The 16901-nt window shown below is 52.4% G+C and carries 22 protein-coding genes, 1 pseudogene and 1 riboswitch; of the genes and pseudogenes, 14 read left to right on the top strand and 9 right to left on the bottom strand.

The annotated features are described in order from the left end of the window. The first annotated feature begins 170 nt into the window (after positions 1-170). The 4 genes from FFI95_RS10885 (at position 171) to FFI95_RS10870 (ending at position 2791) form a co-directional block, all read left to right on the top strand. Positions 171-650, top strand: a complete 480-nt coding sequence (locus FFI95_RS10885) for a DUF4124 domain-containing protein (protein ID WP_144822409.1) — start codon at positions 171-173, stop codon at positions 648-650. Positions 651-757: 107 nt separating this feature from the next. Further along, on the top strand, positions 758-2101 hold the full coding sequence (locus FFI95_RS10880; RefSeq protein WP_144822408.1) for a methyl-accepting chemotaxis protein: 1344 nt from the start codon (positions 758-760) through the stop codon (positions 2099-2101). 142 nt (positions 2102-2243) lie between these two features. Continuing rightward, positions 2244-2501 (top strand): type II toxin-antitoxin system Phd/YefM family antitoxin, encoded by a 258-nt coding sequence (locus tag FFI95_RS10875; RefSeq protein ID WP_144822407.1) that lies wholly within the window; start codon positions 2244-2246, stop codon positions 2499-2501. Continuing rightward, positions 2489-2791: a type II toxin-antitoxin system RelE/ParE family toxin gene (locus tag FFI95_RS10870; RefSeq protein WP_144822406.1), complete on the top strand. Its 303-nt coding sequence runs from the start codon at positions 2489-2491 to the stop codon at positions 2789-2791. The genes FFI95_RS10875 and FFI95_RS10870 overlap by 13 nt, the downstream gene beginning before the upstream one ends. An 82-nt stretch (positions 2792-2873) precedes the next feature. Here FFI95_RS10870 and FFI95_RS10865 read toward each other — a convergent pair. From FFI95_RS10865 to FFI95_RS10855, 3 genes and pseudogenes are all read right to left on the bottom strand, one after another. Continuing rightward, positions 2874-3206: pseudogene (locus tag FFI95_RS10865) on the bottom strand (alkaline phosphatase PhoX); the annotation flags it as partial. Positions 3207-3330: 124 nt separating this feature from the next. Then, the gene (locus FFI95_RS10860) at positions 3331-3606 is read right to left on the bottom strand and encodes a type II toxin-antitoxin system RelE/ParE family toxin (RefSeq protein WP_144822405.1); all 276 of its coding nucleotides are present in this window, start codon (positions 3604-3606) and stop codon (positions 3331-3333) included. Continuing rightward, positions 3606-3875 (bottom strand): CopG family ribbon-helix-helix protein, encoded by a 270-nt coding sequence (locus tag FFI95_RS10855; RefSeq protein WP_144822404.1) that lies wholly within the window; start codon positions 3873-3875, stop codon positions 3606-3608. The genes FFI95_RS10860 and FFI95_RS10855 overlap by 1 nt, the downstream gene beginning before the upstream one ends. Before the next feature lie 108 nt (positions 3876-3983). Between FFI95_RS10855 and FFI95_RS10850 the strand changes: the two genes are divergently transcribed. From FFI95_RS10850 to FFI95_RS10805, 10 genes are all read left to right on the top strand, one after another. After that, a complete protein-coding gene (locus FFI95_RS10850) occupies positions 3984-4622 on the top strand; it encodes an alpha-ketoglutarate-dependent dioxygenase AlkB family protein (RefSeq protein ID WP_246069485.1) in 639 nt (212 codons plus the stop codon). A gap of 125 nt (positions 4623-4747) precedes the next feature. Continuing rightward, positions 4748-5389 (top strand): Fic family protein, encoded by a 642-nt coding sequence (locus FFI95_RS10845; protein WP_246069484.1) that lies wholly within the window; start codon positions 4748-4750, stop codon positions 5387-5389. A gap of 42 nt (positions 5390-5431) precedes the next feature. Continuing rightward, complete coding sequence (locus FFI95_RS10840; protein ID WP_144822402.1) at positions 5432-5824, top strand: globin; 393 nt, start codon at positions 5432-5434, stop codon at positions 5822-5824. 191 nt (positions 5825-6015) lie between these two features. Continuing rightward, positions 6016-6435, top strand: a complete 420-nt coding sequence (locus FFI95_RS10835) for a universal stress protein (protein ID WP_144822401.1) — start codon at positions 6016-6018, stop codon at positions 6433-6435. 143 nt (positions 6436-6578) lie between these two features. Continuing rightward, positions 6579-8486: a hypothetical protein gene (locus tag FFI95_RS10830; RefSeq protein WP_144822400.1), complete on the top strand. Its 1908-nt coding sequence runs from the start codon at positions 6579-6581 to the stop codon at positions 8484-8486. Between the two features lie 143 nt (positions 8487-8629). Further along, on the top strand, positions 8630-8872 hold the full coding sequence (locus tag FFI95_RS10825; RefSeq protein WP_144822399.1) for a type II toxin-antitoxin system ParD family antitoxin: 243 nt from the start codon (positions 8630-8632) through the stop codon (positions 8870-8872). Further along, positions 8865-9158, top strand: a complete 294-nt coding sequence (locus FFI95_RS10820) for a type II toxin-antitoxin system RelE/ParE family toxin (protein WP_144822398.1) — start codon at positions 8865-8867, stop codon at positions 9156-9158. Before FFI95_RS10825 ends, FFI95_RS10820 begins: the two co-directional genes overlap by 8 nt. A 174-nt stretch (positions 9159-9332) precedes the next feature. After that, positions 9333-10691 (top strand): methyl-accepting chemotaxis protein, encoded by a 1359-nt coding sequence (locus FFI95_RS10815; RefSeq protein ID WP_144822397.1) that lies wholly within the window; start codon positions 9333-9335, stop codon positions 10689-10691. 152 nt (positions 10692-10843) lie between these two features. After that, positions 10844-11392: a superoxide dismutase family protein gene (sodC, locus tag FFI95_RS10810; protein WP_144822396.1), complete on the top strand. Its 549-nt coding sequence runs from the start codon at positions 10844-10846 to the stop codon at positions 11390-11392. 69 nt (positions 11393-11461) lie between these two features. Continuing rightward, positions 11462-11992, top strand: a complete 531-nt coding sequence (locus tag FFI95_RS10805) for a YgjV family protein (protein WP_144822395.1) — start codon at positions 11462-11464, stop codon at positions 11990-11992. Between the two features lie 32 nt (positions 11993-12024). Here the strand turns inward: FFI95_RS10805 and FFI95_RS10800 are convergent, their stop codons facing one another. From FFI95_RS10800 to FFI95_RS10775, 6 genes are all read right to left on the bottom strand, one after another. Beyond that, a complete protein-coding gene (locus tag FFI95_RS10800) occupies positions 12025-13284 on the bottom strand; it encodes a type II toxin-antitoxin system HipA family toxin (RefSeq protein WP_144822394.1) in 1260 nt (419 codons plus the stop codon). Continuing rightward, on the bottom strand, positions 13284-13604 hold the full coding sequence (locus tag FFI95_RS10795; protein ID WP_144822393.1) for a helix-turn-helix domain-containing protein: 321 nt from the start codon (positions 13602-13604) through the stop codon (positions 13284-13286). Before FFI95_RS10795 ends, FFI95_RS10800 begins: the two co-directional genes overlap by 1 nt. Positions 13605-13857: 253 nt before the next feature. Continuing rightward, on the bottom strand, positions 13858-14526 hold the full coding sequence (tenA, locus tag FFI95_RS10790; RefSeq protein ID WP_144822392.1) for a thiaminase II: 669 nt from the start codon (positions 14524-14526) through the stop codon (positions 13858-13860). Positions 14527-14598: 72 nt separating this feature from the next. After that, positions 14599-14740: riboswitch (TPP riboswitch) on the bottom strand. Between the two features lie 110 nt (positions 14741-14850). Beyond that, complete coding sequence (locus tag FFI95_RS10785; RefSeq protein WP_144822391.1) at positions 14851-15321, bottom strand: hypothetical protein; 471 nt, start codon at positions 15319-15321, stop codon at positions 14851-14853. Next, entirely contained in the window at positions 15302-15724 is a 423-nt protein-coding gene (locus FFI95_RS10780; RefSeq protein WP_144822390.1) for a helix-turn-helix domain-containing protein, read from the bottom strand. The genes FFI95_RS10785 and FFI95_RS10780 overlap by 20 nt, the downstream gene beginning before the upstream one ends. A gap of 128 nt (positions 15725-15852) precedes the next feature. Further along, entirely contained in the window at positions 15853-16818 is a 966-nt protein-coding gene (locus FFI95_RS10775) for a transposase (RefSeq protein ID WP_144822389.1), read from the bottom strand. Between the last annotated feature and the right edge of the window lie 83 nt (positions 16819-16901).

Here is a 16901-nt window from a genome sequence, read left to right as displayed (position 1 = left end):
GAGCAATTGAATAACCGGCCCAGAAAACGGCTGGGCTACCGGACACCGGCAGAAGTGTTCTGGGGTGAATATTCCGGGGCACTGTGAATGAGTGGTGCTGCGGTTATTGGTTGAATCCACGACCCACCCACCCTCCACTTTGCGCTAACCTAAGCAAAAAGGAGGCACGTATGCTCAAGCGAGCGCTGGTTTTTATTGGTTTTTTCATTCCTGTATTTGGCTACGCCGCTGTGTATCAGTGTGAAAGCGATGGCCAGACCATCTTCTCCGACCAACCCTGCGGCAGTGATGCCAAGCGCATTCACGTTAAGGCGCCGGTGCGTATGGGCGGTGGGCCTATGGTGAATGAGCGTGGGCAGAAGTTTCTTGAGAGCCGCGACCGGAAAAAAGAAGTGGCGGGGATAGACAGGGATATCGAAAGCCTGCGCCGCCAGAAGGCGAGGGCGAAGATGTATCTGGATAATACGCTCATCCGGTATCAGCGCCAGAAAGCCCATGCCAACAACAACCTGGCCGGGGCGACCTGGGAAGGTTCGCTGGCTCAGGAGGCGGAGGTGATGCGTAAGCGTTATCAGTCGGAGATAGATGAAGCCAATCGCCAGATTGAACAGTTGCGGTCGCAGCGGCGCAGGGTGCTTCAGGGTGATTGAGCCACCACCTGCCTCAAGTTAACTCCCACCGCGCCGTTACAACTGATAACAATCAATTTTTTAAGCTGGTGCGTAAGCAAAATTGCGCAGCTTGGCAGGGTGTTTTTATGTTTGTAAGCGAGAAGCGGGCAAAGGAAGTTATTCAGAACGTGCTGGAGAATGGTGTCACTTCATCCTGTCCCTCTTGGGCGGAGCCGTTGGCTCACTACCTTCAGGCTACTGAGACTGCAGATTTGGCGGTGGCCAATACAACCGTCGCCGCCTCGCGGCATATTTCAGAGTTAGGGCAGGGCGCTCTGGAGTTTGATGGTCGCGTTCACCGGCTGGTAAGTCATATTCAAACATTATCTGCTGCTATTGAAGAAATGTCAGCCAGTGCTTCCGAGGTTGGGTCTCTGGGTCAGGAGGTGCTGAACCAGGCAACGCAGGTTAATGAGTATACCGAAGAATCCATCGCAGCCCTGGAAGACATGGAAGAAAGACTGGCAGAGGTGGATGTCGCACTTACCCAGGCCAACGAAGAAATGCGTTTGCTCGCCGAACAAACCCATAGTATTGAATCCTTGACCAATACCGTGAATGAAATCTCGGACCAGACCAACCTGCTGGCCCTTAACGCCGCTATTGAAGCGGCCCGGGCAGGTGAGGCCGGCCGGGGCTTCTCTGTGGTGGCTGATGAAGTGCGGCAGCTGGCAGCGCGAAGCTCCAGTGCGGCCCAGGAAATTAATAGCATAGTAACCGGAGTAATCTCACGCTCTGAAACCGTACAGACAGGACTGGGTAGGTCTGTACAGGCGGTTCAGGCCTCAGGGGAGAGCCGGGAGCGCGTGGCGGGAGTGATTCATCAGTCCCGGAAGTCTTCCAATATTAACTACGACCAGGCCACCTCCATTGCAACTGCAGCGGAAGAGCAAAGCCAGGTGGCAGCAGACATGGCACAGCAGGTAAGCGCCAACTCGGATGATTCAGATGCACTGGCCAGAATATTCAGCGAGTTGATGCAAGCTATCCAGCCCTTGCGTGATGAAGTCTCTCAGGTGTTTGGCAATATACGCCTGAGCAGCCCTAGTCTGATGCTGGCAAGCGCAAAACAGGATCACGTCGTCTGGGTTGATAAACTGATTCGTTATGCCGTGTTTAATGAGAACTCAATTACGGAAAATGAAGTAAGAGATCACACCCAGTGCAGACTTGGCCTCTATCTTGGCAGCGAAGAAGCAAAGCCCATGTACAACCTGCAGGCCGCTGACCGCCTCATAAACCATGCGCATCCACAGGTTCACAAGGCAGGCAGAGAACTCTATAAAGCCGCGACAGATTACCATGCGAATAAACTGAGCCCAGAGCGCTATACCAACATATCCCAAGAGCTGGTAGAAACGCTGAAAGCATCATCTGGTGAGGTGGTTGAGCTGTTGGATCGGATGATTGCAGAAGTGCTTGAGAGGTAGGTGGGCAACTGGTTGCTCGCCGTCGGTGATTTCGTGGACAGGCACACCTGAGCCTGCGAGCTTATAAGTTCAGTTAGCTGTGATTGTTTCACCCGCAAAGTGATACTATAGTGTCACTATTGACCTGGATCAGGGTGAACCCATGAAAGTTGAGCTTGTTACAAACCTTAAGCGTCAGGCTACAAAAATCCTGGCAGACCTTCATCAGTCTCAAGAGCCGGTACTGATCACTGAACATGGCAAGCCATCGGCTTATCTTGTAGATGTACAGGATTACGAGTTCATGCAGCGTCGGCTTGAGCTGCTTGAGGGACTCTCACGAGGAGAGCGTGCTGTACTTGAGGGAAGAACGTACAGTCAAAGTGAGGCCAGGGAGAAAATGAGTAAATGGCTGAAGTAATCTGGACTGAGCCAGCCCTTGAAGAGTTAAACGCAATCGCAGAGTACATTGCTCTGGATAATCCTGTCGCTGCAAGACGCTTGGTAGAAGAGGTTTTCGATAAAACCGACCGTTTGCAAGATTTTCCCCAATCCGGTCGGGTTCCCCCAGAGCTCCCTGATTCGGTATACAGGGAAGTCGTTTTCCCACCGTGTCGCATTTTTTATCGTGAGAATGAGACGCGGGTTTTTGTCCTCTATGTTATGCGAGAGGAGAGGCGGCTTCGTGCGTTCATGCTTGGGCGCGAATAATTAAGAACAGGTACTCCTTAGCTGTGATGAACCAGTTACAGAAGACTGGGTAGAGGTTGTCGTGGACAGGCACAGCCTATCCTCAGGCGCCGATCACACCTCCATCATCACGAGTAACGATCACCGTTGCGTCCCGGGGATGATCTCCCTCATTTCCGAACGGCCAGTCTTTTGCCGGGTGCTGAATATTTACAAACATGGTTTTAACGTCGGGTGTTGTCACCACTCCGGTCACTTCGCATCCCTGGGGTCCCACAAAGAACCGCCTGATATCACGGGTTGCGGGGTTGGCCGCCAGCATCATGTTGTTCTGATAAGGGGGCGCATCAGACCCGTCAGTCTGAATCCAGAGGCGACCGTTGTAGTCAAACCACAAACCATCGGGGCTGTTGAATATGTTGTCGTCGGTAAGTGATGAGGCCATGGACAGGCACTCGAAGCTGATCATGACAACGGGTCATTAGTTGTAACGGCTTGCATTCCATCGCGGCGGGTTCAGGCTTTCTGCAAATATCGGTTGCCGCGATGGCCTGAGATCCTTATCGCTTCTCCCGTGTGTGCCACAGTCGCAGAACATAAATCATCTCGCCCGCAATCTCATACCGGATTTCGTACTGGTCAATGAGGATACGCCGCACCTCGCGCGGCTCGAATAGGAATAGCTGCTCGCCGACGCGCGGGTTGCTCAACAGCAGCGTTGGCGCCTTGGTCAGCGCTTGGATCGTGCGTGCGGCCGCCGCAGGATTCACTGGCGCCAGGAACTCGTAAAGCCGTTCCAGGCCGAAGAGCGCCTTGCTGGTCCACTTCAATTCCATCAACGTGGCGCCGATAAGGGCGCATCGGTACCGAGACTGTCCGCCCAGGCCTGTATCGCCTGGTGGTTGATGACCTGGCCAGCATCCACGTCGGCCAGCGCTTCTAGAGTCAGGCGATCGCGCTCTTCCTCCTGAACTATCCAGGAGGAAAGCGCCTGCTTCATGATCCAGCCGCGCGAGCGCTCAAGACGGTGGGCCAACTGGTCCACCTTCTCGGCCAGCGGGACGGGGACGTGTGCGGTCAGCACACGGGTTTCGGCTTTGGCCATGGTCAATCTCCTTACCTGAAATGATTGCCTTCAATCATAATGATTAATATTAAATCACGCAATCAGGAGAAAATTATCAGGGACGCATGGTCATGGACAAAAATAATCATGGACAGAATAATTATGGACAGGCACACCCCCATGGACCTCTTCGGTCACCTCACTCCACCAGAAAACCTCCTGCCGTACGATGGCGATGTCCGGTATTACGGCCAGGTGATGGGCCTCAATCAGGCGGATCACTTCACCGAGCGCTTACTGGCAGAGATCGCCTGGGCTCACGATGAACTGGTCATGTTCGGCCGGCCGGTGGTGACTCGCCGTAAAGTGGCCTGGTACGGAGACCGGCCTTTCTCTTACACCTATTCCAGAGCCACCAAGCAGGCACTGCCGTGGACCCCGGTTTTGCAAGAGCTGAAAGCGCTTGTTGAGCAGCAAAGCGACGAAAGCTACAACTCCTGCCTTTTAAACCTCTATCACCATGGTGAAGAAACCATGGGCTGGCACAGCGACGCCGAGCGCGACCTCAAAAAACACGGTGCCATCGCGTCGTTAAGCCTTGGCGCACCTAGGCGCTTCGCCTTCCGGCACAAACAAAGCAAAGAGCAGGTGAAGGTTATGCTGGAGCATGGCAGTTTGCTGGTCATGCAGGGGGTTACCCAGACCTTCTGGCAGCACAGCCTGCCGGCTATGAAGAAGGTGCAGTCGCCGCGAATTAACCTCACTTTTCGGACGATTGAGGGTTAAGATACAACTACCCAACTTTTGATATCATACGAAACTCAGGGCGAAACCGTACTCATTCAGGCGTTTATATGTATTTTGCTACCGATCTCCATTGGTCAATCCAGCCAAATCGCGAGAGGGCGTTAATGCTCGCGCAGCGTGAGGTGTCGGTTTTTGTTTACGATGCCGTTCAGCTTGAGGGGCTCAACTTCACCCTGCCCGAAGTGCAAACGCTGATGCAGGGGATAACCGTGGGTGGGCATCGGCTCAGTGATCAGCAAATTGCTACTAACCAGGCCGATGCATGGAAGGAATTGTTCCGGCTGATCAGAGAGAATCAATTCGAGTTAACGCAAGATTGTGCGTGTAGTTTGCACCGTATTGCCGGAAAGGAGGAAGCGCTGGAGTGGGGCTGCTTTCGTTCAGGCAGTGTACTGATAGCGGGTACGGACTATGAGCCTCCGGGGGCGGATCAGCTTGTTGGCCTTTTTCGGGAAATGATTAACCGCCTGTCGGACTTCGAAGATGTGTATGATCAGGCCATTCATCTGTTCCTGACGATGGCGCGCTACCGCTTTTTTTACAACGTTAATAAGTGCATGGCCCGCTTTATAATGAATGGACATCTGCTGAACTGCGGGTATCCAGCTATTAATATCCCGGCATCGCGCCAACTTGAGTTTAATGAGCTGATGCTCGAGTTCTATAGCTCAGATGACCAGGCAAAAATGAACCGGTTTGTGCGTAGCTGCATGGATGAACGAGTTGTCCGGATTATGAAAGAATAATTATGATTGACGTATCTGCATTCCCAAGGATTATGACTGTAAATGACTAAAAGCGATTTGGTTTTTCAGAGCTATGGACGGTGCTGTAGCCGTGATGAGTTCTTTGTGGATTTTTATGATCACTTTATGTCGAGTTCTGATGCTATCCGGAACCGTTTTGTAAACACCGACATGGCCGCGCAACGCCACCTTCTGCGTAACGGGATTATGCAGCTGATCCTAACGGCCCGCGGCATGCCGGATCGCAAACTCAGAGCTCTGGGTGAAAGCCATAACCGCTCAAACTACAACATCAAACCGGAATGGTATGAGTTCTGGCTTGATGCGCTTATGAAAACCGTACGCCAGCATGACCCCGAAAATACCCCGGAACTTGAAAAGGCCTGGCGTGAGGTGCTTGCGCCAGGGATTGAGTTGATTCGGGGGGCTTACTGATTATTAGGTCCATGGACAGGCACAGCCCACCAACAAATGTTTTCAAAAACGAAAACTGTGACTAGGCTTGTTGATGAGTATTCATATCACAGGGTCGGTGAGGCTGCCTGTGTCAGAGACGCAATATGTGCCAATTATTATCACGCTTTTGGTAATAACCTCATAATTCAAAGGGGCAAGGAGAAAAAACCATGTATAACAAAATCCTGGTTCCCGTAGATCTGGCTCATACAGATCAGATGTGGAAAGCGCTCAATATCGCCATCGACCTTGCGCAAAAATACAACGCCTCACTGTGTTACATCACCATAACCAACTCTACCCCCTCCTCAGCTGCCGGAAATCCGAAGGAACTGGAACAAAAGCTGGACACCTTCGCGCGTGAGCAGGGGAAATCTCACGGCATTGATACCGAAAGTATTATGGTTCTGACTGCCGACACCAGCGTAGAGCTTGAGCGGCGCATTCTCGAAGCTATTGAAAGCACCGGGGCCGATCTTGTGGTTATGGATTCCCACGTACCCGGTATTGGCGACCGGTTGCACTTCATAAGATCGAACAGTGCAAACGTTGTCAAACATAGCAGCGTGTCGGTGTTTGTGGTTCGGTAGGATCGCTCAGAGCTTTTTCATGGACAGGCACCCCCCAAACATTGCGTAACTGTTTTAAATTGTTGGAATTGCTTCCTTGGCCGCCAGTTTGCGTTAGACTTCCGTTTTCAGGATTTTCGGGAAACTTGCTAAGGAAGTGATGCATGGCGTTTGAATACGGTACTCAGAAGCTCAATATCCGGAACCCATTCCGGTTTGAGGGGCTTATCCGGTCTGTTCGCGGGGTGATTCTGACAGCAATTGGCGTTTATCTTCTGCTGCAGATTCAGCCGCTGCTCTCTACGGATAAGGCCCAGGCCTGGCTGAGTCTGGCAATTGGCAGTGTGTTTGTTATCGGTGGTTTCAAAGCTCTGGGTGTGGGGCTTTTTCAGGTGATGCGCTTTTTTGTGGGGCGCATGGCACCAGCGTCGCTCACTGAAAACGTCGCACGGGAGGCGGTACAGGAACGCGAGCCAACGCTGTATAACCCTAAAACCATTCACAGCATGCTGATGAGCAAAACCAATCCCACGTTCACCGAACCCAAAGGCTGGTTTGCCCGCGCCGTGCATTCGGTGTTTCCCGGTCTGATTGTGACTCCCTGGCCAATCCGCAATGCCGCTAAAACGCTGGTGATGAAAATAACCCGAAGCCTTATCGCCCTGGGTGCTTTTCTGGTTGCATCGCTTGTGGTAATGATGGTGTTTGCTGGCTCGGAAGGCGGCGAAGCCGGAAGCATTGTCGTATCACTGGCTCTGCAATTGGTACTGTTGATTTACCTGGGGCTTGTGTGGGTAAAACTGGGTAACCCGCTGGCTCGGGAGAACATGACCAAGCTGCACACATATTCCAGTGGTGGCCTGGCCCTGGTGGTGATTGGTGCCATTGTGGTGCCCGTATTGATGGCCCAGGGTTGGATTGCGCTTTGGGAGAACCTGAGCCCCGGAGACCGTGCCAGCTTCATTCAGTTATTGCCGGCGGTTGAGCCGGTTTTTAGAACCGGCACTCTGCTGACTCTCACCATTATCTGTGCTATTGGCCTTACTGCACTGGCGGTGGTGTTGATTCGCGCGCGCATCAGCATGGTTGAAATTAAAACCAGCAGCTCAGAGAAAAACAGCAGCTGGCGTTTTGATCTGCATCCAAGGCAGATTTTCACCACGCTCAGAGACCTGGTTCTGATGCAAAGGCGTGAGCAGGAATTGCCGAACCGAATGTATCTGGATGAGAACGATACAGGCCAGGCGAATCGCGATAACGAGCAGTTTAATGGCGATTTGATCACGGAAATCCAGCCGGTTGTTGAGGAAGTGTCTGAGTCGGCGGCCATGCGCTATTCGCGGATTGCGGGCACGGTCACGGCACAGGTTCTTATGCTGATCGGCGCAATATTGTTCTGGCAGGCGGCTGTAAGTGTGTTGCCGCATATGAACGCCTGGGACCAGCTTGTCTCTCAGAATGCCGGCGTTGACGCTGTATTCACTCAGTTATTTATTCCTGCCGGTGGCACCGCCGCCATGCTGCTTGCCGGCCTTCTGATGATGGGCTTTGGTCGCACCCTGGACAGAATCTGCCACATGTTCTGGGCCGAGATTTTCTTCCGTTCCAAGGTGTTCGATTTTCATTGCGAAGGCACGGTGATGCGCGCCACCCATTACCGCGGGGCCGACCGCCATAGCTCGTCCAGCGAGCAGGATGTGTTCACCTTCGATACAACCTATTTTGCCTTGGCTGCAGACGCTGTGAGCTCAACGTTTGCGGTGTCCGGGCAGTATAACCTGGAGCAGCCGCGCTACGTTCTGTCCATGAACGCGTGTGACGGTTTCATGAACAGCGTTATGGGGGATCTGGAAGACGAATTCCGTCGACGGAATGACGAGATTCAGAACGAAAAACGGGAAGACAAAGACCAGCGGCTCGATTACATCCGCCAGGAGCAGGAAGCCCGCCGAACCGGAGACATGACCGCCCAGGGCCTGGCCACGCATCAGCAGCAGGCACTTGATTCTGCAATGCCGGAAGCCGATCCGGAGCGCCAGAAAATCAGTCGCTGGGAAGGGGAGGGGGACTAGCCAGAATGCTTAACGAATTCTGACTAGTGTCATCACGGCGAAGAAGCCATGAACAGGCACAGCCTGGAAGCCGCTTGTTGGTTGGTTTTTGCGTCGCTATAATTGTGTTAATTATTAATACAGCGAAAGCAGGAGTGCTAGCTATGTCCAGAACGACAAGTGTGACTATCGGGGCTCCATTAGACGACTTTGTAGGGAAGCTAATCGAGTCCGGGCGGTATGGCTCAACCAGTGAAGTCGTACGTTCAGCATTACGACTGCTTGAGCGCCAGGAAAGCCAGTTGGCGGCATTAAGGCAAGCAGTGGAAGCGGGAGAGCGAAGCGGCGAAAGCGATCTTTCTCTAAGCGATATTGCCACTCGGGTGAAGCAACAGCACCGTGTATAAGCTCTCGAACCTGGCGGCTGAAGATTTTGCAGGAATCTATGAATATACACTGCTCAACTTCGGAGATGTTCAGGCGGATACTTACGCCGACGCCCTGGATAAAACCCTGAACTTGTTGTCAGAGTCGCCGTTGATGGGATACGAGTGCACTGAAATTGCCAACAATATACGCCGCCATGATCACCAGAAACACGCTATCTTTTACCGACAGCGTGGGTCCGATATCTTTGTAATTCGAATACTTCATCGGCAAATGGAGCCAGCAAAGCATTTCTTCGAGTTATAGAAATAGCAGCTTTTTCATGGACAGGCACATCTCCATTGGCACATCTCCATTGGCACATCTCCATTCACCGCCTTTTCCTTAAGTTAGTTTCCGCTCTGCCGTTACCGTTGATAATGATCAACTTAGCAGGAGGCAGGGCAATAGCAGCTCTGTGTGCCTTACCGGGGTGTTTTGATGTTTGTAACCGAGAAGCGAGTCAAGGAAGTCATCCAGAGCCTTCTGGAGAATGGTGTCACCTCATCCTATCCCAACTGGGCGGAGCCGTTGGCAGAGCATCTTCGCGCCACGGATTCTGCGGATCTGGCTGTGGCTAATGGAACGGTAGCTGCTTCACGACATGTTTCTGATCTGGGGCAGGGTGCATTGGAGTTTGATGGGCGCATCCATCGTCTGGTCAACCACATTCAGACGCTGTCTGCTGCTATCGAAGAAATGTCTGCCAGTGCTTCTGAGGTAGGCAGTCTGGGGCAGGAGGTGCTGAATCAGGCGTCGCAGGTAAATGAGTATACCGAAGAGTCCATCACAGCTCTGGAAGATATGGAAGCCAGGCTGGCGGAGGTGGATGTAGCGCTCACTCAGGCAAACGAGGAAATGCGTTTACTTGCTGAGCAAACCCGCGGCATCGAATCCCTGACCAATACCGTGAATGAAATCTCAGATCAGACTAACCTGCTCGCGCTTAATGCGGCAATTGAGGCCGCCCGGGCAGGTGAAGCAGGCCGGGGGTTCTCCGTGGTTGCAGATGAGGTGCGGCAACTGGCCGCCCGTAGTTCCAGCGCGGCCCAGGAAATCAACGGAATTGTTACAGAAGTTATTTCTCGCTCAGGAACGGTGCAGAGCCGTCTGGGCCATTCAGTGCAGGCCGTTCAGGCCTCAGGAGAGAGCCGGGAGCGTGTAGCGGGAGTCATTCATCAATCCCGGGAGTCCTCCAATATCAACTACGACCAGGCCACATCTATTGCAGCTGCGGCTGAACAGCAGAGTCAGGTGGCAGCCGACATGGCGCAGCAGGTCAGCGCCAACTCTGACGACTCAGATGCACTGGCGAGAATATTCGGAGAGCTGATGCAGGCAATCCGGCCGCTCAGAGACGAAACTTCGGAAATCTTCAGCAATATACGTCTGACTAACCCCAGCCTCGTACTGGCCAGCGCCAAGCAGGATCATGTGGTATGGGTCGACAAGCTGATTCGTTATGCTGTGTTCAACGAAAACTCAATCACGGAAAACGAAGTGAGAGACCATACCCAGTGCAGACTGGGCACCTTCCTTGGCAGCGAAGAAGCCAAGCCTATGCACAGTCTGCAAGCAGCCGATCGCCTTATAAATCACGCGCATTTGGAGGTCCATAACGCAGGCAAAGAACTCTACAAAGCCGCGACAGACTATTATGAGAACAAGCTGAGCTCCGAGCGTTATACCAGTGTCTCTCAGGAGTTAGTGGAAACACTCAAAGCCTCATCCAATGAAGTGATTATGCTACTGGACCAGATGATCGCGGAATTACGGCAGGCACCACCTGGTCGCGTTTAAAAGCAGGCTTTCCATGGACAGATTTTCCATGGACAGGCACTGCTCTCAACAAAGGTTTTAAAAACCGGGAATGGTGACTAGGCTTGTTGGTGAAGGTTCATATCACAGGGCCGGTGAGGCTGCCTGTGTCATAAACAGAAGAGGAGACGAACATGCAACGTATGAAATCCGCGCTACCCCTTCTGGCAGCGTCCGCTGCTTTGGTTCTGTCGGCTTCGCAGGTGCTCGCAGAGCCGAAACTTGAAGTGGAGATGTTTGAAGTAGGTGTTGAAGGCCAGGGGGATTCTCTGGGGACAGTCACTCTCGTTGCTTATGATCAGGGCGTATTGATCGAGTCCGATCTTCGTGAGCTGGCGCCGGGAATTCACGGTTTTCATCTTCATGAAAATGGTGATTGCAGTCCCTCAAAAGGCGGTGAAAAAACAACGCCGGCAGGCGCTGCTGGTGGACATTATGACCCTGAAAATACCGGACAACATAAAGGCCCGTTCGACAAATCAGGGCACCTCGGGGATCTGCCGCGATTGCACGTAGGCCAGAGTGGCGAAAACGCCCAGACCAATATTGCGCCACGGCTGAAACTGGACGACTTCAAAGGCCGGGCACTGGTGATTCACAGTGGCAGCGATAACTACTCGGATACGCCTCAGCCTCTGGGCGGCGGTGGTGCCCGTGTGGCTTGTGGGGTTGTTGCTGATTAGGTAAGTGCTTTCTTAGTGTGGACAGGCACTCCTTTTCCTTGGACAGGCACTCTCCAGTAGACTCTGCCCATGTTTGAGGGAATGAGTCTCACATCTCTGGCAGGGCAGTTGGTCAGTCTGGTTGCTTTGGGCTTGTGCATCGTAGGCTTTGCCAGCAAGCGCGACGACCGGCTGATGCTGTTGTTAATTTCTGCAAACGTGGCCTTTGCACTGCAGTTTGCGCTTTTCGGTAGCTGGACAGCAGCGATCCTGAGCCTGCTGGTCATCGGCCGCATTATGCTGGCGCGGCGCTATGTGGGCAGTTGGCGTGTATTGTTGGCCGTGCTGGCGGTGAACCTGATTGCCGCGGTGTTGACCTGGCAAAGCGCGGTAGACATTTTCGCCATTGCCGCGGCGGTTTTTGGCTCCGTGGGCATGTTCATGCTTCGGGGTATCCCCATGCGGCTGATGCTGGCTGCTGCCGCAGTTGCCTGGATGCTGAACAATATCGCCATAGGTTCCATTGGCGGCACACTGGCTGAAGCCATGGTTTTGGTTACCAACTTCATCACCATATACCGGCTGGCGAGAATGAAGCGGCGCTATCCTGGGGTTTTTTAGTGTGGACAGGCACTGCATGGAGGCAGGCTACCTCATAGAATACGGAAGTCCTTGTGGAGCATGCTCCAGTGCTGGGTGAGCCATTGTTTGTGGCCTTCGTTCATCGGCAGGTCTTTGAGTTTCTCAGGCCAAAGGCTTCTGGCTTTTTCCATGGTTTTATCGAGATGAGGCTTGATTGCACGCCACGGAATTCCTGAACGGTTAGCCCAAGAGCGAAAGTGCTCATATGAAGTTGTATACCAAGCCTTGGTTTTCCCTAAATTCAGTGCGTAATGCCTTTCATCTTCAATGTAAACACTGGTTGTTACGATATCATAAGCAGGGGAGAGCCTGGGCGTAACCTGGTCAGGGTAGAGTAAGCTCCAGTTCTTGAGATGTGCATCGCCATTAGCAAGTAAGATATTAACCAGTAATCGTTTTGCAAACTGTTGCGCATCAGCCAGCCCTTCACCAGAAAACTCGTACAGAGCCCTGCCAATCTGTTCGTAGTTTGCTGAGTTGTATTTTTCATGGGGATATTTCATTAATACCTGAGCAAAGTCTTCCATGTGAATGCGCGCATTAGCATTTCGATCAAAACGCTTGATCGCAAAGGCCATGTTTTCGTCAGGTAGTCGTATTTGGGGAAGATTTTCCAGTCTGGTGAGCTCAACTAGCTTAATTTCTGGAATATTGACTCCCGCCTCTGCCGCAAGCGACATGGCTGAGAATTCGTTTGCCGGCACCTCTTTATGGTGTGTCGATGGCGTTTTAATAATCCAGTCGCCCAGTGCGTCATTACTGGAGAGATTGTAACGCCCTTCTTTTTCTTTCATCGAAAATTTCATCTGTACGCCGGCCAGAGAAAATTTGTTTATTCGCGAGAACTTTCTGAGTTCAACTGCTCTGGCTTTATTATGGGCACTTAAAATACTGTCTGGTATATCTTCCGGTTCCATAGGGTCTGCTATCAGTGCACCGGGCAAGTCCCGGCCAAGATATGACAGAATCTGAAACTCGTTATCAATGTGTACCTTGAGCCCTTGCGCAATCAGCTCTCTTAAGGCTCCTTCTGGAAGTAAATTAGATAGGGTAGGATGGAGCCTTTGATGTCGTGCCCAGGACTCTGCCATTAACGTTTCTGCGTGCGGAAACGCGGGGTGGGTAGTCAAGCTGAACGTGGGGCGGTCTGGATCGTTCTTGTACTCTTCAGAAAAGCTGAGTACATTTCGGCCGTTTTGGAAGCCTGCCAGATGGCCAACCAGCCTGTCATGCAAGGTTAGTCTGAGCACACTCATTGAATCATTGCTCATCAATCATCTCCCAGCAAACCTTCCCACGGGTCGTCGGATAACTGTTTGCTACCACCCTCTCTTGCTGAGTCATCCGGCAGTTTACCAGGTGCATCTCCTTCCAATGCGGCAATAACAGCAGGAAGCTTGTCCCGCGGGATGAGCATAAGCTCGCTGCTGAGCCCCGCCGCTAAGAGCTCTAGCGTGTTCAGTCTGGGGTTTCCTTTGGATTCTAGGCGCTGATACTGCTGACGCGACATACCGGCTCTCAGCATCATATCGCTTTGTTTGAGGCCGAGTGCCAATCGTCGCTTTTTGAGTTGTTGAAGTAAGGAGGCCATGGCTGTAAACGTATATGTTGCTTACTTTAGGTATAGAAACATACTAGATGCTTTTGGGAACCTAGGCAACATATATGTTGCTGGATGTGATTGTGCCTGTCCATAGCTTGCCTAAAACGAGTGCCTGTCCAGGGGAGAGAATGCCTAAAACGAGTGCCTGTCCAGGGGAGAGAAGAAGCCATGGACAGAGAAGAAGCCATGGACAGAGAAGAAGCCATGGACGAGAAGAAGCCATGGACAGGCACTGCCCTGATCAGAAGGACAAGTCGAGCCCCATTTGCCAGAAGTCGATTTCAAGCCGGGTAGCATCACGGAAAATGGTGGTAAGTTCTTCGAAGCGCTCATCGGTTACCGTTGCAAGGCGGGCGTTCAGCCAGTTGATCTCATCGCGCATGGCAGCCTGGAAACCTTCGCTTTCGTACATCGCAATCCAAGAGTCGTAGGGGTTGTCGGCGCCGCGCAGAGTGTTGGCTTCGCTGTTGAGCCAGTTGGCGATTTCGCCGTAGCCGACCAAGCAGGGTGCCAGAGCTACGTGCATGTCCAGCAGGTCGCCTCGGTTGCCCGTATCGAGAACATAACGGGTGTAGGCCATGGTGGCTCTGGCTTCCGGCAGCCGTGCCAGGTCTTCTTCTGAAACACCCCACTGCGTGCAGTAGTCCACGTGCAGTGTTAACTCCAGATCAACAATGACCTTCATGCCATCGAAACTATGGCGCAATTCCGCCATGTTACGGCTTTTGTAGGCGGCCAGGGCGTAGGCGCGAGCGAAGTGGATCAGAAACAGGTAGTCCTGCTGCAGATAGTGCCGGAACGCGGCCGGGGGCAGGGTGCCAGCGCCAAGCTGCTTCACAAAATCATGCTGAATATAGTTCTGCCAGTCTTTCTTACCCGCAGCTTTCAGATCATCAAAACTGTAACCCATGGAATCCTCCAAAGATAAAATGGCGATCCGGAGGTGCGGGTGAGCAGGGAGAAGCCGGGTGGGGCAGGCCAACGAAATCCACCGCTTGAATCCCTACGCCGGTACCCGTCTGCTAACGCACACATTCGCCGGATCAGGTTCAACGGGTTGGTGTTTAAGCGCTCACAAGAGCTACACCTCTCAGCCGGATTTGCCGGCACCCCGTCAAGCAAGTCCGACTAGTCTATCAACCTTTGGGGTGTTGTCTATCTTTGTCCATGGACAGGCACTGGCTTATTGGAATCACCAAACCCCGGCTGTTTTTTTAAAGCTCGGGGTATCGTCTTATTCGGAAGGTTCTGATTTTTGAGTAGCGGGGTCAGGAACATCTTTTGGGTTAATAAAAACCATAGGGAGTATAAGCGGCCCGTAGGGTCCCTTGGCAGTGACGCTGTGGAGGGCATCTCTGCAGCAGCCAGACAGTATCTGCACGGCGTTTACAACCAGAGGTTTTAGCGTTTTGTTCAAAAAGCTCTCATCAAGGCTGGGCTCGGGCGATTCCCCGCTGAGTATTTGAAAGTTAGCAAACGCTTCTAGTTTAAAGTCGTAGGCATCAAGCTCATTCAGCTCTTTGGTTTCTATTGCAAGCTCAATGATTAGCCAATGATTTTCAGCATCAAGGCGATACTCAAACTCCAGATTAAAAACAGGCTTCCTGCGTTTTTGCTCTTTTGCATTTGCGAAATGATCTTTATTCGCTTTTGAGCTAATGCTTGGAAACATGAAATGATTCAGTTCAAGCTGGTACGTCGCCATTACTTGCTCCACTGATGCGTGCCCTTTGGGAGTAAATGCTTTTTCCTTCGTCGAATTCATACTGCCCGAAGTGGGTCATGACCTCTTTAAAACCGCCGGAGGGAGTGCACTCAATCCAGTCAACCTTGTTGTGTTGATCGGAAATGTGAATGTGCAGGCGGCCGCCAACACTACTTGCAAGCTTAACCATAGACTCGATAGTCAGATTTTCGTCTCCTGCCATGACACGAGAGATATAAGGGGCAGATAAGCCAAGCTTGCGAGCCAGGGCAGATTTAGTCATACCCTTTGACTTCATTTGGGCAAACAAGGCGCCGGTGAAGTCAAGTTTTGACTTTTCTACCCAGTAGCCTTCAGATTTTCGAATTTTCTCTTTGAGTGATTTCCATTTTTTTATGCTCATGACGACACCCTGACTGTTGTGTTACTCAAGAAATTCAATAACCTGATATTCTCAGTTCAACGACCTTCATTGGCCAACCCAGATATTAACCTATGAGTTAAGTTTCTGCCACAACACCCAACCATAACCTAAGCAACCTTCAGCCGGCTCTCAGGCCGGCGGAAATCCTGATAGCTGTCCTCAAAATCAGTAGCCCGCTGGCACCAGCGCCCCGGATCCAGGTTCAGCCTTTCCAGAATCGGTAGAGCGCGTTTATCAATAGAACCGCGTTTAGCGCTTCGGCTGAGGCGTCCGGTGCTGTCCAGCAGTTTCAGATAATCGTCAAAACCGAAGGGAATCCCGTGCGGGGAACCCTGGCGGGTCGTGCCCTCAAAGCTCAGCAGAGGTTTAAGAGGCACTAAAAATTCGTTCAGCGCCTGCTGTTCTGTTTGTCGCGCTATGGCCTCAGCCAGGTTAAATTCAGGTCGGCAGCGCTCTTTAATGCTGGTGTGGTCAGACGTTTCCGGAGCGTTCGAAATACCGGCCCGGACAGGGTTCAGGTCGACATAAGCCATGCAGGAGAGCAGGGCCTCTTCAGTTTCCAGAGCCTGAGATTTGAAGCGGCTTTCCCAGAAATGGCCAGTGCATTCATCTTCCTTGTTGGCCTGGCGGGCGATGGGCTCATTCAGGCATTTCATAAACCAACTAAGACTGCCCAGGCGTTGTCGGTAGGCCTCAGCGTACTCTTCCACTCGTCGCAACTCTGCTGCACACAGGTTGTCGCCCCGGCGGTAGCGCTGCACCAGTGAAGGGCCTTTATAGAAGCTGCACCACCGCGCCAACACCTCATCGTCACACCATTTAGCCGCATCGTCCGGGCAAAGCTTCACCACCAGATGGTAGTGATTCGACATGATTGCATAAGCGGCGATATCAATGGCGAAAACCGATGCCAGCAGACGAATGCGCTCTTCAATCCAGCCGCGCCGGTGCTCGTAACAGCGCCCGGTGGCGTAATCCTTGCCGCATAGAAACGTTCGCCGCACACAGCGGGAAACAACATGGTAAAACGGCGTGTCTGATACACAAACCAGCTCAGATCGGGCTTTGGGCATGGTGCACTCCTTGTCTTCCGTGATTGGTGGTGCCAGGCATTGTCGAACACTGTGGTTATATACAGTAGTCGGGTTTGGGCAGG

This window comes from Marinobacter piscis (assembly GCF_007671655.1).
GTDB lineage: Bacteria > Pseudomonadota > Gammaproteobacteria > Pseudomonadales > Oleiphilaceae > Marinobacter > Marinobacter piscensis.
Note: the sequence above shows the minus strand (reverse complement) of the source record. Positions and strands in the feature narration are given on the sequence as shown.

Bases quoted from the DNA above. Each gene is read 5' to 3' on its own strand.
- FFI95_RS10885 (WP_144822409.1), top strand. From the start codon at position 171: ATGCTCAAGCGAGCGCTGGTTTTTATTGGTTTTTTCATTCCTGTATTT.
- FFI95_RS10880 (WP_144822408.1), top strand. From the start codon at position 758: ATGTTTGTAAGCGAGAAGCGGGCAAAGGAAGTTATTCAGAACGTGCTG.
- FFI95_RS10875 (WP_144822407.1), top strand. From the start codon at position 2,244: ATGAAAGTTGAGCTTGTTACAAACCTTAAGCGTCAGGCTACAAAAATC.
- FFI95_RS10870 (WP_144822406.1), top strand. From the start codon at position 2,489: ATGGCTGAAGTAATCTGGACTGAGCCAGCCCTTGAAGAGTTAAACGCA.
- FFI95_RS10860 (WP_144822405.1), bottom strand. From the start codon at position 3,606: ATGGAATTGAAGTGGACCAGCAAGGCGCTCTTCGGCCTGGAACGGCTT.
- FFI95_RS10855 (WP_144822404.1), bottom strand. From the start codon at position 3,875: ATGGCCAAAGCCGAAACCCGTGTGCTGACCGCACACGTCCCCGTCCCG.
- FFI95_RS10850 (WP_246069485.1), top strand. From the start codon at position 3,984: ATGGACAGAATAATTATGGACAGGCACACCCCCATGGACCTCTTCGGT.
- FFI95_RS10845 (WP_246069484.1), top strand. From the start codon at position 4,748: ATGCTCGCGCAGCGTGAGGTGTCGGTTTTTGTTTACGATGCCGTTCAG.
- FFI95_RS10840 (WP_144822402.1), top strand. From the start codon at position 5,432: ATGACTAAAAGCGATTTGGTTTTTCAGAGCTATGGACGGTGCTGTAGC.
- FFI95_RS10835 (WP_144822401.1), top strand. From the start codon at position 6,016: ATGTATAACAAAATCCTGGTTCCCGTAGATCTGGCTCATACAGATCAG.
- FFI95_RS10830 (WP_144822400.1), top strand. From the start codon at position 6,579: ATGGCGTTTGAATACGGTACTCAGAAGCTCAATATCCGGAACCCATTC.
- FFI95_RS10825 (WP_144822399.1), top strand. From the start codon at position 8,630: ATGTCCAGAACGACAAGTGTGACTATCGGGGCTCCATTAGACGACTTT.
- FFI95_RS10815 (WP_144822397.1), top strand. From the start codon at position 9,333: ATGTTTGTAACCGAGAAGCGAGTCAAGGAAGTCATCCAGAGCCTTCTG.
- sodC (WP_144822396.1), top strand. From the start codon at position 10,844: ATGCAACGTATGAAATCCGCGCTACCCCTTCTGGCAGCGTCCGCTGCT.
- FFI95_RS10805 (WP_144822395.1), top strand. From the start codon at position 11,462: ATGTTTGAGGGAATGAGTCTCACATCTCTGGCAGGGCAGTTGGTCAGT.
- FFI95_RS10800 (WP_144822394.1), bottom strand. From the start codon at position 13,284: ATGAGCAATGATTCAATGAGTGTGCTCAGACTAACCTTGCATGACAGG.
- FFI95_RS10795 (WP_144822393.1), bottom strand. From the start codon at position 13,604: ATGGCCTCCTTACTTCAACAACTCAAAAAGCGACGATTGGCACTCGGC.
- tenA (WP_144822392.1), bottom strand. From the start codon at position 14,526: ATGGGTTACAGTTTTGATGATCTGAAAGCTGCGGGTAAGAAAGACTGG.
- FFI95_RS10785 (WP_144822391.1), bottom strand. From the start codon at position 15,321: ATGGCGACGTACCAGCTTGAACTGAATCATTTCATGTTTCCAAGCATT.
- FFI95_RS10780 (WP_144822390.1), bottom strand. From the start codon at position 15,724: ATGAGCATAAAAAAATGGAAATCACTCAAAGAGAAAATTCGAAAATCT.
- FFI95_RS10775 (WP_144822389.1), bottom strand. From the start codon at position 16,818: ATGCCCAAAGCCCGATCTGAGCTGGTTTGTGTATCAGACACGCCGTTT.